General features: G+C 49.5%; 11 protein-coding genes. 7 read left to right on the top strand and 4 right to left on the bottom strand.

Going from position 1 to position 15,334, the window contains the following annotated elements; genetic code table 11:
• The first annotated feature begins 59 nt into the window (after positions 1-59).
• The 5 genes from JIN82_RS07175 (at position 60) to JIN82_RS07155 (ending at position 8,753) form a co-directional block, all read left to right on the top strand.
• Positions 60-1,964, top strand: coding sequence for a sulfatase-like hydrolase/transferase (locus tag JIN82_RS07175; protein ID WP_200310956.1), 1,905 nt, complete (start codon positions 60-62; stop codon positions 1,962-1,964).
• A 233-nt stretch (positions 1,965-2,197) separates the two neighbouring features.
• Complete coding sequence (locus tag JIN82_RS07170; RefSeq protein ID WP_200310955.1) at positions 2,198-3,754, top strand: family 20 glycosylhydrolase; 1,557 nt, start codon at positions 2,198-2,200, stop codon at positions 3,752-3,754.
• Between the two features lie 421 nt (positions 3,755-4,175).
• Positions 4,176-5,867, top strand: a complete 1,692-nt coding sequence (locus JIN82_RS07165; protein WP_200310954.1) for a 30S ribosomal protein S1 — start codon at positions 4,176-4,178, stop codon at positions 5,865-5,867.
• 1,006 nt (positions 5,868-6,873) lie between these two features.
• The gene (locus JIN82_RS07160) at positions 6,874-7,734 is read left to right on the top strand and encodes a CbiX/SirB N-terminal domain-containing protein (protein ID WP_200310953.1); all 861 of its coding nucleotides are present in this window, start codon (positions 6,874-6,876) and stop codon (positions 7,732-7,734) included.
• A 59-nt stretch (positions 7,735-7,793) separates the two neighbouring features.
• Positions 7,794-8,753: a TolB family protein gene (locus tag JIN82_RS07155; RefSeq protein WP_200310952.1), complete on the top strand. Its 960-nt coding sequence runs from the start codon at positions 7,794-7,796 to the stop codon at positions 8,751-8,753.
• 103 nt (positions 8,754-8,856) lie between these two features.
• Here the strand turns inward: JIN82_RS07155 and JIN82_RS07150 are convergent, their stop codons facing one another.
• The 3 genes from JIN82_RS07150 to mutS all read right to left on the bottom strand — a co-directional run bounded on the left by JIN82_RS07150 (position 8,857) and on the right by mutS (position 12,060).
• Complete coding sequence (locus JIN82_RS07150) at positions 8,857-9,120, bottom strand: Txe/YoeB family addiction module toxin (RefSeq protein ID WP_200310951.1); 264 nt, start codon at positions 9,118-9,120, stop codon at positions 8,857-8,859.
• The gene (locus JIN82_RS07145; RefSeq protein WP_200310950.1) at positions 9,117-9,359 is read right to left on the bottom strand and encodes a type II toxin-antitoxin system Phd/YefM family antitoxin; all 243 of its coding nucleotides are present in this window, start codon (positions 9,357-9,359) and stop codon (positions 9,117-9,119) included. The genes JIN82_RS07150 and JIN82_RS07145 overlap by 4 nt, the downstream gene beginning before the upstream one ends.
• A gap of 202 nt (positions 9,360-9,561) precedes the next feature.
• The gene (gene mutS / locus JIN82_RS07140) at positions 9,562-12,060 is read right to left on the bottom strand and encodes a DNA mismatch repair protein MutS (protein ID WP_234041847.1); all 2,499 of its coding nucleotides are present in this window, start codon (positions 12,058-12,060) and stop codon (positions 9,562-9,564) included.
• Positions 12,061-12,193: 133 nt separating this feature from the next.
• Between mutS and JIN82_RS07135 the strand changes: the two genes are divergently transcribed.
• A complete protein-coding gene (locus tag JIN82_RS07135) occupies positions 12,194-12,577 on the top strand; it encodes a hypothetical protein (protein WP_234041846.1) in 384 nt (127 codons plus the stop codon).
• A gap of 79 nt (positions 12,578-12,656) precedes the next feature.
• Here JIN82_RS07135 and JIN82_RS07130 read toward each other — a convergent pair whose 3' ends face one another.
• On the bottom strand, positions 12,657-13,010 hold the full coding sequence (locus tag JIN82_RS07130; RefSeq protein ID WP_200310948.1) for a hypothetical protein: 354 nt from the start codon (positions 13,008-13,010) through the stop codon (positions 12,657-12,659).
• A 74-nt stretch (positions 13,011-13,084) separates the two neighbouring features.
• Here JIN82_RS07130 and JIN82_RS07125 point away from each other — a divergent pair, with 74 nt between their 5' ends.
• Complete coding sequence (locus JIN82_RS07125; RefSeq protein ID WP_200310947.1) at positions 13,085-14,506, top strand: AsmA family protein; 1,422 nt, start codon at positions 13,085-13,087, stop codon at positions 14,504-14,506.
• Positions 14,507-15,334 lie beyond the last annotated feature (828 nt).

Genomic DNA, 15,334 nt, shown 5'->3' with positions numbered 1-15,334 from the left:
GAGATGAGTTAGGTCATCATTGATAGAACCAGCAAAAACAGATACGATTATTAAACCAGATGGTGGAAAAAAAACATATACTCGGCTTAGTCGCAGTCGGGCTAGCACATGCATCGGCGCTAAGTGCCGCAAGCAGTCCTTTACCTAATATTTTATGGCTCAGCAGTGAGGACAATAGCCCAACATTAGCTTGTTATGGCGATACACTTGCTGATACGCCGCAGCTAGATAAACTCGCGGCTGAAGGTGTGCGTTACGAGTGGGCATATGCAAATGCTCCTGTGTGTGCTCCGGCACGATTTACCCTACTCATGGGCAATACAGCTCAGCGCATGGGCACGCTGAATATGCGCAGTAATTTCCCTATTCCTGATGAGTTCGAAGCCTATTTACTGCTGCTGCGCAGAGCTGGTTATTACAATGTTTTTAGAGACAAGTACGACTATAACTACAGCAAAGGGTTCGAAATGCTGGATACTTTTTTTGATGAGAGAATTAATGATAGATTCTGGAAACATGATAAGCCATCAAAGATAAGCATCGTTGGAAATCGACCGGCAGATAAACCATTTTTCTGTCACCTGAATATCCTAACGAGCCATGAGTCAGCTCAGCTTCGACTGAAAGATCATGAGCCATCAGAAGAGGATAAGGCGAGGATGCTGGTGCCTCCCTATCAGATGGATACAGACTCTGTGCGAAAGGAATGGGCGAAGTATTATTTTTCTATCAATGAGATGGATACCGAAGTGGGGCGCGTGCTCAGACAGCTGGAGCGTGAAGGTCTAGCTGATGATACCATCGTCTTTTATTTTGGCGATCATGGCGGGACTTTGCCACGCAGTAAAAGGTATCTATATGAAACTGGCACGCGTGTACCGCTGTTGATTTATTTTCCTGAGAAGTTCAAACATCTAGCGCCAGCTCAGCCGGGCGAGGTCGTTGATAGATTAGTTGGTTTTTCTGATTTTGCGCCAACGGTACTCAGTCTAGCAGGTGTGCAGGTGCCTGAGTACATGGAGGGGAAACCATTTTTAGGTGAACAAGATACTGAGGAGTCCGAGTATTTGTACTTTGCTCGCGAGAGGATGGATTCGCTTTATGATACGACACGAGCGGTGCGCTGGGAGAATTTCCATTACATCCGCAACTATATGCCTCATCGTCCTTTGTCGCTATTTTGCGACTATCAGAAGAGGTGTTTTCCAAGTGTGATGGAAACGAAGTCGCTCTATCAGGCTGGCGAGGGCAATGCGATCCAACGCGCTCTCTACGAAGCAAAAGATCGTGAGGGGTTGTACGATGTCGTCAATGATCCTTGGGAGGTGAATAATTTGGCGAATGATGCAAAATACAAGGATGTGTTAGTCAAGCTGCGCGATGTTAATAACAAGCGTGTTCGTGATGTCAAAGACCCTGCGTTTGTACCTGAGTCTATTTATGGCAAGGTGATAACCCCATTCCATTATGTACGAGAAGAGGGATTCCCCATTGATAGAATCATTGAAACCGCTGAAATGGTAGACACTAAGAATGCGAGCCAATTACCTGAGCTGATCAAGAGACTTTCAGATGACAACGAGTCTGTGAGATTCTGGGCCGCTCATGGCTGTCTAGCATTGGGCGCGAATGCTCAGCCAGCCAAGGGAGCATTGATGAAATCACTGGATGATCCATGCCTTGATGTTGGCATTGTGGCTGCGGAGGCTCTAACTCACCTAGGTGAAAAAGAGCTTGGCATTAATCATATCATCGATGCCATGGAGACAGTTGATAGATCTATATTTTTCCGCGCTCGCTGTGCTGTGGAGGCCATGGATAAGAAGCTCTTTGCGGATTATCAGGAACGACTAGAAAATCTAGATCTGAAGCATTTCCGCCACATGATATCACTAAACCCAGCTCTAGATGAAATGGGCTTCAAGCTATACGACTGGGAAGCTGAACGTGATAAATATAAGTAGTTGATAGAAGTTTGAGATCAGAGGTGCTGGGCATTTTTTAGCCAAGCAAAGTAGCTGATAAAGTAGCTGGCAGCCGTTTATAGCCAGCTGCTGACTGGCGTGGTTTTGATTTCAAACTAACTAAAAGACTGGCTCCGCAAGCTGGGTTTTCTTCATAGAGTCTCAAATGGTGTAATGATATTGTTATTTCTTTGTGCTAGAGAAATAGTTGAGATTACGTAGTTTAGGCATCAATGAATGATTTGAAGAAGACGAGTCGTTGTTATAGCTCTGGCCTAATGGCTGCAGCTGTGGGTGTTTGGGTTAGTTTCTCAGGTGCGGAGATGCGGGCAGAGCAGAGCCCGGTGACGGTGCCAGCCACGCAGCCGTGGTCTCTGACTGGTGGTGAGTTGGCGTGGCCTACTCAGCTAGGTGTTTTTGTGGAGGCTAGCGACCTTGAGCTATTGGCTAATGAATTTGCGGTGTTCAAATCTGAGTGGGCTGAGATTAGTAAGGCTGATATCAAGCTAACGGATAAGCAGGCGGCGCATTTGGTGATAGAGCTGGATGGCGCTAACAAGAAGCTAGGTGAACAAGCCTACCAGCTGGAAGTGGGTGATCAGATCAAGCTATCGGCTTCAACAAACACAGGTATCTTTTATGGACTGCAGACATTGAGCCAGCTAGCTGGCACTGGTGATGCAGTGGCTAAAGGCATGGTGGTAGACCAGCCAAAGGTGAAGCAGCGGGCCATGATGGTCGACTGCGGTCGCCGGTATTTTGAGATCGAGTATTTGGAGAAGTTGATGCGTCAGATGGCGCGCTTGAAGATGAATGTCTTGCACTTGCATTTCACGGAGTGGAATGGATTCCGTCTGAAGAGTGAGGTTTACCCAGGGCTGGCAAGTGAGCAGGCTTATTCAAAAAAAGACATCCGCCACCTGCAGGACTATGCGGCTAAGTATCACATTGAGATTGTGCCAGAGATTGATCTGCCAGCGCACGCTACTTGGATTACGAATTACGCGCCTGAGTTAGGTTTTAAATCAGCGAGTATGCGTCAGGCGAAGTGGCAGGGCGATGAAGCTAACGAAAAGAATCAGGCCTGGGTGATTGACGTATCCAAAAGGAAAAACCGTGAGTGGATCAATAATCTGCTCAACGAGTGGATTCCGCTATTTGACAGTCAATATTTTCACATCGGTGGTGATGAATGGCAGTACGACGAGCAGAAGAATGCAGCGCCTGAAATGGTAGCTGCGGCGATGGAGATGGGCTTTAGCCATCCGGGAGATATTTTTGTGGATTGGATCAATGAGGTGAATGAGCTGGTTAAGTCTCACGGCAAAACGACACAAATATGGAACTGGTGGAATTTCAGCCCGAACAAAACCAAACGCAACGAGACGAGCATTCATCCAGCTGATGATATTGTGATCAATGTATGGAATCGTCCACGTCAGAAGGCGATTTTAGATGCCGGCTATCAGGTGATCTTGACGCCAGAGTCAGGAAAAGAAGGTCTTTATGTGACCCCTGGTAAAGGTGAGGGCAAGCCGGGCGACTACGGATACGTGCGCTACGAATGGCTCTATGATAACTGGAAGCCGCTGAAACACGAGCAGGTCTTAGGCTACAAGATGTGCCTGTGGGCTGATGGTGCTGAGGAAAATGAAGACGACTGGTTTAATAAGTTCTACCAGATGCCGTTGGCGGTCATGGCTGATCGTGTTTGGGGTGGACCTAGCCACGACGGGTTTAAGAAGTTTGAGGAAGTGACTAAGCAGCAGAGAGCGCAAATTTGGCGCTAGCTGGAATTTTCTAGCTGGTGATGGTGCTACGGACCGCGCCAGCTAGGCAAACTCGCTCAACTAGTGAGCTAGCTGATGATTGAAAAATGACACGCTGAGGATGAGAAATCACCCAGCTGGAGATTACTGGCTGCGGATTGTGGTGATATCATCGCTTGTTTGTATTGCGGATGTGTTTAACTAGCTGAATAACAGCGGGTGAGGCGCATTTTTGCTGCGGCGCGTGGCATTTTTCAGCCAGCTGGAAAAAATCTACAGATTTGGCCACATTCTCCTTGCTATGTAGGGCGATTGAGCTAGTTTGCGCGTCCCAAAATCTTTCTTCCCGGCGGGTGTTGTAGGCGCCCCGTTACCCGTCGGACATCCTGGGGCAAATGCAGGAGGAAAGTAAACCAAGGAACCTAACCTTAACCTAAATATAATGAGTACAACAACAGAACTCTCGGATTTAATTGATTCTAAATTCCGTGAATTTGAAGAAGGTGCAGTAGTTAACGGCACTATCATTGACATCAAAAAGCCACAGGTCGTATTAGTCGACATTGGCTACAAATCAGAAGGAGCTATTCCTTTCTCTGAGTTTGAAGATGACGAAATCGAGATCGGTGACGAAGTAGAAGTACTTCTCATGAAACTCGAAAACGATGAAGGCATGGTTGTTCTCTCTAAAGAGAAGGCAGCTCATCGCAAGAACTGGGAAAAAATCGTTGGTGTATACCACGATGGTGGCCTTGTTAAAGGTAAGATCAAGAGCGTTGTTAAAGGCGGCCTCATGGTTAACGTTGGCGTGGAAGCATTCCTTCCAGGCTCACAAGTGGACATCATCCCACCTAAAGACCTTAACGAGTATCTCGGTAAAGTATTTGAATTTAAGATTGTTAAAGTTAACGACGAGCGCAAGAACATCGTTCTTTCTCGCCGTGAAGTTATCGAAGCTGAGCGCGCTGAGCAGCGCCAGAACTTCCTCCAGACTGTTAAGGTTGGAGACAAGGTTCAAGGCTTCGTTAAGAACATCACTGACTTCGGTGCATTCATCGATCTTCAGGGCATGGACGGACTGCTTCACGTAACTGACATGAGCTGGGGTCGCATCAGCCACCCATCAGCACTTCTTCACATTGGCCAGCCAATCGACGTTCTCATCCTTGATGTTGATCGTGAGAAGGAGCGTGTTTCACTCGGTCTCAAGCAGATGACTGATAACCCATGGGCAGACATCGAAGCTAAGTTCCCAATCGGTACCCAAGTTAAGGGTAGCGTGACTAAGCTCCTCCCTTACGGTGCATTCATCGAAATCGAAAAAGGCGTTGAAGGCCTCGTTCACGTTTCTGAACTCTCTTGGGTTAAGCGTATCACTCGTCCTAGCGACGTGCTTGAGCTCGACCAAGAAATCGAAGCAGTTGTTCTCGGCATCAGCATCGAAGAGCAGAAGATCTCTCTCGGCGTGCGTCAGCTTGAGGAGAACCCATGGAGTGTTCTCGAAGAGCGTTACCCAATCGGCACAGTCGTTAAGGGTGAAGTTCGTAACCTCACTGCATACGGTGCATTCATCGCTATGGAAGAAGGCATCGACGGCATGATCCACGTATCCGACCTGTCTTGGACACGTAAGATCAACCACCCAAGTGAAGTCATCAAGAAGGGCGACGAAGTGGAAGCTATCGTGCTCAGCATCGACAAAGAGAACCAGCGTGTATCTCTCGGCGTCAAGCAGCTTGAGTCTGATCCATGGAGCGAAATCGAAGCTAAGTTCAAGGTTGGTGATCTCGTTAAGGGATCAGTTGCTAAGATCGCAAGCTTTGGTGCATTCGTTAACCTCGAAGACGACATCGACGGTCTCATCCACATCTCACAACTCAGTGAAGGTCACGTTGAGCGCGTCAAAGACGTCATCAAAGTGGGTGATGAAATCGAAGCTCGCGTCATCAAAGTTGACCGCGTTGAGCGTCGTATCGGCCTTTCAATCAAGGCAGTTGCTTACTCAGAAGACGAACTCAAGAAAGAGTCACAAAGCTTCGAGACACTTCGCCCAAGCGGAGACCTCGTTGGACTCGAGCAGGCATTCAACCTGGCTGCTGGTTCTACCGAAGAGTGGAGCCCATCAGAAGACTAATCGTCTCGCCGCCTGACCAACATCAGGTAATAAAATTCTCAAAGGTCGCTGGATATTCCAGCGGCCTTTTTTTTTATCGAAAAATAACCCGTCAACTCGTCAGAAAAGCAGCTCAGCTCAAGAACTAAGCAACTAGCTGGAAATGGAATCAGCCAGCTGGAAAAGGAATCATCTAGCTGGAAATGGATCATCTAGCTGGAAATGGAATCATCTAGCTGGAAATGGAATCATCTAGCTGGAAAAGGAATCATCTAGCTGGAAAAGGATCATCTAGCTGGAAAAGGATCATCTAGCTGGAAAAGGATCATCTAGCTGGAAATGGAATCATCTAGCTGGAAATGGAATCATCTAGCTGGAAATGGAATCATCTAGCTGGAAAAGGAATCATCTAGCTGGAAAAGGAATCATCTAGCTGGAAAAGGATCATCTAGCTGGAAATGGAACCATCTAGCTGGAGGCGTAGACCATCCAGCTGGAATCCCACCGAGCAGAGCCAAAGAAAATCGCCGAAGGCGTGCAACAGCCTAGCCTATGGTAAGGCAATGCCGCAGGCCTAACGCAACCATAGGACCTGATGACGATGTATGGTGAAGCTCTGAAAGAGCGCAACAATCTCACCAAGCAGAGCCAAAGAAAATCGCCGAAGGCGAAAAACAGCCTAGCCTATGGTAAGGCAAGGCCGTAGGCCTAACGCAACCATAGGACCTGATGACGATGTAAGCTGAAGCTCTGAAAGAGCGCAACAATCTCACCAAGCAGAGCCAAAGAAAATCGCCGAAGGCGAAAAACAGCCTAGCCTATGGTAAGGCAAGGCCGTAGGCCTAACGCAACCATAGGACCTGATGTAGATGTAAGGGGAAGCTCTGAAAGAGCGCAACAGCCCAACAAACATAGCCTCCCCAAATTCTAATGAAGCCATCTATCATGTAGCTCACATCATCTCGCTAGACGGATCTTTACCACATCACATTTGCATTCCCGCAGAGGAATGGTAAACAGCTAGACAATGAGCGCTCACTCATCAGCCCAGCCCACATCACCCCTAGCCACAGCAGATCCCGTATGGAGTCAATGCCTGCAGCAGCGCCAGCGCTTTGCCCAGGCCAGCGTATTGATCCTGGGGCACGGTTCCTCCAAACACCCAGATTCATCACTCAGCTGCCGCCAGCTGGCGGTAAGGCTGCGCGCTCTGGGCCTGTTTGCTCAAGTCGAGTTAGGTTTTCTCAAAGAACAACCCAGCGTCGAGGGCGCGTTAGCTAGATGCACAGCGGATGAAATCTTCGTGGTGCCGGTCTTTCTAGCGGAAGGCTATTTCACCAAGCGTGTCATCCCTCAGATGCTCGGACTCGAACAAGGCACCAACTATCTAGCGGGCAAAACCATCCACCTCTGCCAGCCGCTTGGCGTCAACCCGAGGATGCAGGAACTGCTTGTGCAAACCGCCAGCGCATTACTGCAAAAATTCGATCTAGCTGGAAATAGCCAGCTGGCTGAAACTGCGATGTTGTTAGTTGGTCACGGCTCAACGAAAAGCAAAACCTCAACAGCCACACTGAAATGGCACCGCGATGAAATCCGCCAGCTGGGCTTGTTCCAGCAGGTAGAAGACGTCTATCTAGAAGAGCCAGTATTTGTCAAAGACTGGCGCCAGAGCATCACCGCCAGCCAGCTGGTTGTCGTCGCATTTCTCATAGCTAACGGCCAACACGGCGGCTGGGATATCCCCGAAGACATGGGCATTGATATCAGCCAGCCAGTAATTGGTAGAAAACACCAGCTGGATGATCAGACCGTCTATCTGGCTTCCGCGGTGGGTACTCAGCCAGAAATGTTGGATGTCTTGTTAGCCGAGCTGGTCCGCTGGTAATCAGCTGGCTGGAAAAGCAATGCTTGCCACAGCGCGGAAACAGGTGTTTAGCTTCTAGCATGAAGGCGAATATTTGGAAACCTGTGCTAGCTGCTGTGCTCAGCGTGGCCACCATAGCCGTTGTGGCGGCGGAACAAAATAAGCAAATGAACAACTCAGAACCACAGGAAATGGTTAGCGAACTCTGTATCGGCCAGCTGGCTGGTGAATTTTCCCACCGTGTGGTGTACCAATCAGCTGAAGTGATACAAGCGCCTAACTGGTCGCCTGACGGCAAGTGGCTGGTTTATAACTCAGCTGGCAAGCTGTACAAAATCCCAGCGGACGGCAGTGCTGAGCCAGCAGAAATTCCAGCTGGTTCACATACTAACATCAGCAACGACCACCTCATCTCACCAGACGGGCAGTGGATTTATTACAGCAAGTTTCCCCATATCTATCGACTGCCATTTGCTGGTGGTACGCCCGAGCAAATCACTCTTTCTCTGCGCACTGGGCTTTCGTCCTCAGCTTGGTTGCATGGTATTTCACCAGACGGTAAAACTTTGGTTTTTTGTGGCGTTGATCCGGAGAAGAAAAAAGGTGATATCTGGCTGATGGACTCAGCTGGAGGAAGTGAAAAACTTCTCTACGCTAGCGACGGTCACGAAGATGGACCCAATTTCTCAGCTGACGGTAAATGGGTGTATTTTAACTCCGACCAGACGGGCAACGCGCAGATCTATCGCATCGCCACAGCTGGCGGCGAAGTTGAGCGGCTCACCCAGGATTCACGAGTCAATTGGTTCCCGCACCCACAGCCAGCGGGGGAAAAATTCATCTACCTGAGCTATCCAGCTGGTACCGAAGGTCACCCGCCTAACTTGCCTGTGCAGATTCACAGCATGCCATTAGCTGGAGGGCAGCCAAGTGTTGAGTTAGAATTATTCGGCGGCAATGGCACCATGAACTCACCATGTTGGAAAGCCGACGGCAGCGCATTTGCTTTTGTGAAATACCGTAAAAAACCAGACCAATAAAATGCCGAGTGAGACCAAAGTCTAGCTAGTTAGCTTGAGTAGGACCCTAGCAGGCTAGTTCCAATCAAAGCTCTATTTTCAGCCGGCCCTAGCCACTTCATGTTTATTCGTAATGAGTCCAGAGTCGCAGCACTTTAATCACAGTGTGCTCTTCATCGATGGAATAAACCAAGCGGTGTTGAATGTTGATGCGTCTAGAATAGGCGCCTCTGAGATCTCCGACCAAGGCTTCGTAGGGAGGCGGTGAGGCTAATGGATCCTCTGCAATCAGCTGTAGAAGTTCCTTAGCTTTTTTTGCTAGATTGGTGCCTTTGAGTTTCTTGGCGTCCTTCTGGGCCTGACGCGTATAGATGAGTTGATAGTTCACAGGTCTATCTCCTCGGCGCAATCATCAATATTTTCGGCCATGCCTTCGACTATGGATTCTCTCATGCCTGGAACGCCGAGCAAATAGAGAGTTTCTTGAATTGCCCGCCAGTCGTCTTCAGAGACTAAGACCGCATTGTTTCGCTTGCCTGTAATTTGCACAGGTTCATGCGTGCTCTGTGCGGCATCAATCAGCCGGTATAGATCTGAGCGTGCAGAGGTTGCGGTGATCGTTTTCATAGTCGAAACGTGCGCTATAACGTTCGCTTTGGCAAATTGTTTTTTAGCGCCCTGCGAGCAGGCTCGAAAGTATCGGGCTTAAAGTTCTTCGTTAGCTTGTAAGTACGAGAAAGCTAGCTGGAGTGATCCAGCTAGCTTTGATTCTAATTATTCTATGAATGCTGGTATCTAGCCAGCTATGGGGAATCTCAAATGTGGCCGCTTAGTCAAACATGTCCAGCTGGGCTGGGTTGGCCTTAGGCATTGTCCGCTTAGGGCTGCTCTTTGCCTTTGTTTTGTTATTTGTCTCAGGTTTTACCGCATTGCCTTCGAGGTGACTGAGGATGTCTTTGGCTCGATCAATAATGCTGCTAGGTAGTCCTGCTAGGCGGGCGACCTGAATACCGTACGACTTATCAGCTGTGCCTTCGACGATTTTGCGCAGGAAGATGATGTCGTCATTCCACTCCCTAACGGCCACGTTGTAGTTAGCTACAGCTGGTCGCGTTCTCGCTAGATCGGTGAGCTCGTGGTAGTGGGTGGCAAAAAGTGTGCGCGCTTTAATGTCGTCGTGCAGGTGTTCGGCGACTGACCAAGCGATAGATAGACCATCGAAGGTTGCGGTGCCGCGACCAATTTCATCGAGAATGACCAAACTTTTCTCGGTGGCATTGTTGATGATGAGCGAGGTTTCGTTCATCTCTACCATGAAGGTGGACTGGCCGAGAGCGAGATCGTCTGAGGCGCCAACTCGGCAGAAAATTCTATCAACGAGGCCGATGTGGGCGCTTTCAGCTGGAACGTAAGCACCAATCTGCGCCATCAGTGTGATCAGCGCGACCTGACGAATGTAGGTAGATTTACCTGCCATGTTAGGGCCGGTGAGTAAAATTAGCTGGCTGGATTTTGGATCGATGTTGGTGCAGTTAGGTACAAACTTTTCTTCCACCAGTGTCTGCTCTAGCACTGGATGGCGCCCTTCGGTGATTTTCAGCTGGAAGGATTCGTCGAGCACTGGGCGAGTGTGCTGATAGAGCTGGGCGGTTTCGCTGAGGCCAAGTAAGACGTCGAGTGTAGCTAGCCCGTTAGCGGTTTCTTGCAGCTCGTCGATGTGCTCGCAAACTTGCAGGCGCAGGTCGACAAAGGCATCAAATTCCAGCTGGCGCGATCTCTCGTCGGCGCCGAGGATTTTGCCTTCCATTTCCTTCAGCTCTGGAGTGATGAAGCGTTCAGCGTTAGCCATTGTTTGCTTGCGCTGATAGTCATCGGGCACTTTGCCGGCATTGGCTTTGGTGACCTCGAGGAAGTAACCAAACACGTTGTTATATTTGATTTTTAGAGAATCGATTCCTGTGCGCTTGCGCTCGCTTTCTTGTAGGCTGGCGATCCATTTTTTGCCATCGCGCGAGGCATTGCGCAGTTCGTCGAGCTCGGCGAGGTAGCCGTCGCGAATCATGCCGCCGTCTTTGAGTGTCGATGGTGGTTCGTCAGCCAGCGCGCGGTTCATCAGCTCGGTGAGCTCGGGGAAGGTGTGGATTTTTTCCGCTAGCTGGTCGGCCAGCTGGTTAGGTGCGGCGTGGATGACGGCTTTAAGGTCTTCTTTCAGCTCGGGGATTTTTTCTAACGAGCATGTCAGCGCTTGCAGGTCGCGCGCGTTGCCGTGGTTTTGTGATAAGCGTGAGCTGGTGCGCTCGATGTCGCGGATGCCTTTGAGGGCGTCGCGGCATTTGGCTAACAAGAATGGCTGATCGAGGAAACAGGCAATGAGATCTTGCCGCTGAGTTAGAGGCTCAAGATCACACAGTGGGTGGAGAATCCAGTCGCGCAGTTTGCGTGCGCCCATTGGTGTGGATGTTCTATCCAGCGCGCCTAGTAATGTATGTTTGCGGCCAGAGCGGCTTTCTACCAAGTCGAGGTTGCGCTGCGACGAGGTGTCTATCAATACGTGCTCGGTGGTATTGCGCACGCTGATTTTTCGCAAATGGTCACAGGACCGGCGCATCTGATAGCTCAGGTAGTGCAAGGTGGCGCCAGCTGCTGAGCAGGCTGCGGTCATTTCCTCACAGCCAAAGCCGATCAATGATTGAACTTTGAAATGCTCTAGCAGCGTGTGACGCGCCTGATCTGGAATGTAGGCGAAGGCATCGTATGGCAGTGCTTGAGCTAGCGAGCTGAGCTCGTCGACCTGATCGTCAGCGATGATGAGCTCGGTAGGTGAGAGGCGGTTGAGTTCGTCTTTCAGCGCGTCTAGCGAGTTGAATTCCGCTAGAGTGAATTCGCCGGTGGTATGGTCAGCGCAGGCGAGTCCGTATTGTTCTTTGATGATGTAACACGAGGCGATGTAGTTGTGTTTGTTATCATCTAGCAGGTTGAGGTCGCTCACGGTTCCAGCTGAGATGATCTGAGTGATTTCACGTTCTACTAACTTACCCGCCTGCGGGATGGATGTTTGCTCGCCGAGTGCGACACGTTTGCCCGCTTTGATGAGTTTGGCGATGTATCCTTCAGCCGCGTGATGGGGGAACCCACACATGGGCGTTTCATGGCGTTTGGTGAGCGCGCAGTTGAGAATTTCAGCAGCGCGCTGGGCGTCTTCGAAAAACATTTCGTAGAAATCACCGAGGCTAAATAGCAGCAAAACATCATCGGGCAGTGAGCGTCGCATCGTCAGATATTGCGACATCATCGGGGTGAGTTTCTTTTCTCCTTTTTTGGCGGCCATGTGGCGGCAAACTTAGCCATTGAGCTGGGAATCTTTCAAGTGTTGATTCACGGTGATTGACAAGCCATGCGAGCGCTTTATTTGTAGAGCCGCTATGATTATTAAAGCAAAAAAATTTTCAGCCCTATTAGCAATGGTACTAGTGGGAGCGTCTGTTTCCGTAGCTCAAGCCGATGATACCAAGCTTGGTCAACAAATGGATGACGCAAGCAGAGCTCTGAAGAGCCTGCGCACAGTGAAGACTGAAGAGGAAAAAGTACAGGCGGTGAGAAATGCACAAGCGGCGATTCTAGCTGGTATCAGCGAAGTGCCTGTGATGTTTAAGAGTGCTGGCACCTCTGGCCAAGAGCTCGACTTAGCGCTGGCGGATTACCGCAAGCTGATGGCTGAGAGCTACGCGGCTCTTTGTGAGCTGGAGATTGCTGTGATCAAGGCGGACGACGCCGCTATCAAAGCTGCCATGGATAAGATCAAGGCGCTGAAAAAAGATGGTCACACCAAATATGAAGAAGATTAATCTTCTGACTAGATAGATATTTTTTATCTAACCCGCAGCTGGAGAGATCTAGCTGCGGGTTATTTTTTTTACTGAAAAATCAATCGTGACCACGCGGTGCGCTGCGGATGCGCTTGACCATCGCAAAGAAGTGCAAACAGCAGATGGCTCCCATGGTGGTGACGAGTTTTGGCGTAGGATGGCTGAAGTCGTGGTTGTCCCACAATGTCATGAACATGGAGACGATGCCGAGGCCTGAGACGACGGCGGTGCCGAGCTCGCCGATGGATTCGGACATCTTCTTGAATAACAGCGAGATGATGAGTGCGCCGCCAAAGAAGATGGACATCAGCATGGTTTGGTCGGGTTCTTCCAGCCCGAGAGTCTTCCAGCTCGCAGTGCTAACGATGCCGAGGATGATGAGGGAAATGGCGGTAAGTACGGTTAATTTCATGGGCTGAGGTGACGAAATTGCTAGATCGCAAACATGGAGTTGTCCTGAGCTCTGCGACGTGCTTAGTTCTATGTATGAGGAAGTCTGGAAAATCAAAGTGGATTTTACGTATTGGCATTATTTTTCTGATAACCGTAGTGGCTATCGTGGTCGCGGGAAATTGGTTTATCAGTTCGTTATTTAGCAGAAATGAAATTGTCGCCCAGCTGGAGAAAAACCTGAATGCTCGTGTGGAGATCGCTAGCATCGATTTCTCAATCGCCCCACCGTCAATGGATTTGCGTGGCTTGAAAATTGCCAAACGAGGTCCAGCGGAACTGCATGCGATAGCGCATGATGATAGAGAACCCGTGACAAACCCAGAGCTGGAAATGGCGCGGGTGAAAGTGGCGCTTGGTTTGGCTGAAATTTTCCAACGCCGGCTGGAGGTGCATCAATTTGATATCGTTGGCCTGAAAGCGAAGATGACGATTTATGAAAATGGCGGTCATTCGCTCGAGCCATTGTTGAAATCTCCCACCGCTGACGATTCCAGCCAGTTAGCTGATCAGACGCCGGCGGCTGAAAAAGTGGCTGAAAAACCAGCTGAGCCCACAGTTAGTGTGGCTGATGATGAAGTTTTTGATGCTCAACAACACGAGAGATTTATCGCCGCGCTGAATTCCATGAGCCTCAAGGATGCGCAGTTGGAGATCATTTACGAAAAGTCTGACCTCAAAGTGAATGTCAGTGAGCTCAACCTGCGATTGCATGACCTGAAAATTGACCCGGCGGATTTGATCACCTCTAATGAAGCAAAACTCAGCATGGCGGGCATGGTGGACATGTATTCCGTCAAAGGCATTCATTATACCCACATCGGCCTCGACGGCCCAGGTGTGGTAGCATTATTTAACCCAAAAACCGGCGCGCTGGAACCCAAGGTGGATATTGACTTCGCAATTGCGGACGAATCCTTCATCAATGCCGATGTGCCAGTGGTTAATCAGGCGTGGGCAAAGCTGGATTTCCTCAAGGACTGGGGCGTTTCATTTGGCTCACTTCCTGAGCGCGCGTCATTTGGTAGAAGTAAATCACTCTCCGTGGCCTATCATCTAGGCAAGGTGACGATTAAAAAACCGATCTCTATCTGGTATGGTGATTGGGAAGTGGCTCTGCTGGGAAATGCTTGGCTGCAAACGGGAAATTATAACCACGACGCAATGCTGGAAATTTTAGCCGCGGAAAGGCTCAGCCAGAAAACGCTCAAAGAAGCAACTAAGCTAGCTGAATACGTTCCCAATGATGGCAAAGAGAAGGTGATCAAGGAGATTACTGATAACTGGTACCGTGGTGAGCGCTTGGTCGCTCAGCTGCATTCTAAAGGTGACCTCTCCAAGCCAGATGTCGATCTGCTGAATAAGAAGCCGGATATTCAAGGCGCCGTGGAAGATGCCGTCAAAGATCAGCTGAAGAAAAAAGGCGGTAAGTTGCTCGAAGGATTACTCGGGCGCTAGAAGGTCATTGATAGATCAGAACTAAGCCATGAAGGCTCAGCCAGCTGGCGTAATTATCATCTAGCTGGTTCAATTGCTAGCTGGGTTTCATTCTAGCTGGGTTTGATTCTAGCTGGGTTTGATTCTAGCTGGGTTTGATTCTAGCTGGTTTCATTGCTAGCTGGTTTCATTGCTAGCTGGTTTCATTGCTAGCTGGTTTCATTGCTAGCTGGTTTCATTGCTAGCTGGTTTCATTGCTAGCTGGTTTCATTGCTAGCTGGTTTCAATGCTGGCTGGTTTCAATGCTGGCTGGTTTCAATGCTGGCTGGTTTCAATGCTGGCTGGCAGATTTGATCTACACCTAACTCGCGAAATATAGCATGCCTACGCCGAAGGCGTGAAATAGCCTAGCCTTGGGTAAGGCAGCCCCGAAGGGGCAACGCAACCCAAGGAGAAGGTGCCCCAAAGAAATAAGCTCTGAAAGAGCGAAACAGATCTTTTGCCTGTAGTTCCTCAGCTGGCTGAAATTTGCTGGAGGAGAGATTTTGTGCGCAGTTGATTTCAGCTGATGATCAGCCAGCTAGGGTTATTCACCACTTATTCACATTGAGTGAGGCGGGATGCTTGTGGTGTGGCGGGTTTCAGGCTGGATTTTTTGCTGAATTGGCTGGCGGTTAGGCGATTTTGCTGGGGATGTGGTGCATGTTGATTTGGCAAAATTGTATTTTGGCCAGCTGTGATGCGGGTGGATTGGTGAGGTGGTGGATTTTTGTGGAAATCGCTAAGGGTTGATTTTGTGGGCTTTGCGGGTGGTGGGTGAATTTTTTGTCACTTTCGGTGTAGTTTTAT

The sequence above is a fragment of the Persicirhabdus sediminis genome (assembly GCF_016595495.1).
Taxonomy (GTDB): domain Bacteria; phylum Verrucomicrobiota; class Verrucomicrobiia; order Verrucomicrobiales; family Akkermansiaceae; genus Persicirhabdus; species Persicirhabdus sediminis.
This window is presented reverse-complemented; position numbering and strand designations above follow the sequence as displayed.

What these genes read in the sequence shown, in the direction of transcription:
- JIN82_RS07130 (WP_200310948.1), bottom strand. Translation starts at nt 13,010, where the DNA reads ATGAAATTAACCGTACTTACCGCCATTTCCCTCATCATCCTCGGCATC.
- JIN82_RS07165 (WP_200310954.1), top strand. Translation starts at nt 4,176, where the DNA reads ATGAGTACAACAACAGAACTCTCGGATTTAATTGATTCTAAATTCCGT.
- mutS (WP_234041847.1), bottom strand. Translation starts at nt 12,060, where the DNA reads ATGGCCGCCAAAAAAGGAGAAAAGAAACTCACCCCGATGATGTCGCAA.
- JIN82_RS07145 (WP_200310950.1), bottom strand. Translation starts at nt 9,359, where the DNA reads ATGAAAACGATCACCGCAACCTCTGCACGCTCAGATCTATACCGGCTG.
- JIN82_RS07175 (WP_200310956.1), top strand. Translation starts at nt 60, where the DNA reads ATGGTGGAAAAAAAACATATACTCGGCTTAGTCGCAGTCGGGCTAGCA.
- JIN82_RS07135 (WP_234041846.1), top strand. Translation starts at nt 12,194, where the DNA reads ATGGTACTAGTGGGAGCGTCTGTTTCCGTAGCTCAAGCCGATGATACC.
- JIN82_RS07160 (WP_200310953.1), top strand. Translation starts at nt 6,874, where the DNA reads ATGAGCGCTCACTCATCAGCCCAGCCCACATCACCCCTAGCCACAGCA.
- JIN82_RS07170 (WP_200310955.1), top strand. Translation starts at nt 2,198, where the DNA reads ATGAATGATTTGAAGAAGACGAGTCGTTGTTATAGCTCTGGCCTAATG.
- JIN82_RS07125 (WP_200310947.1), top strand. Translation starts at nt 13,085, where the DNA reads ATGAGGAAGTCTGGAAAATCAAAGTGGATTTTACGTATTGGCATTATT.
- JIN82_RS07155 (WP_200310952.1), top strand. Translation starts at nt 7,794, where the DNA reads ATGAAGGCGAATATTTGGAAACCTGTGCTAGCTGCTGTGCTCAGCGTG.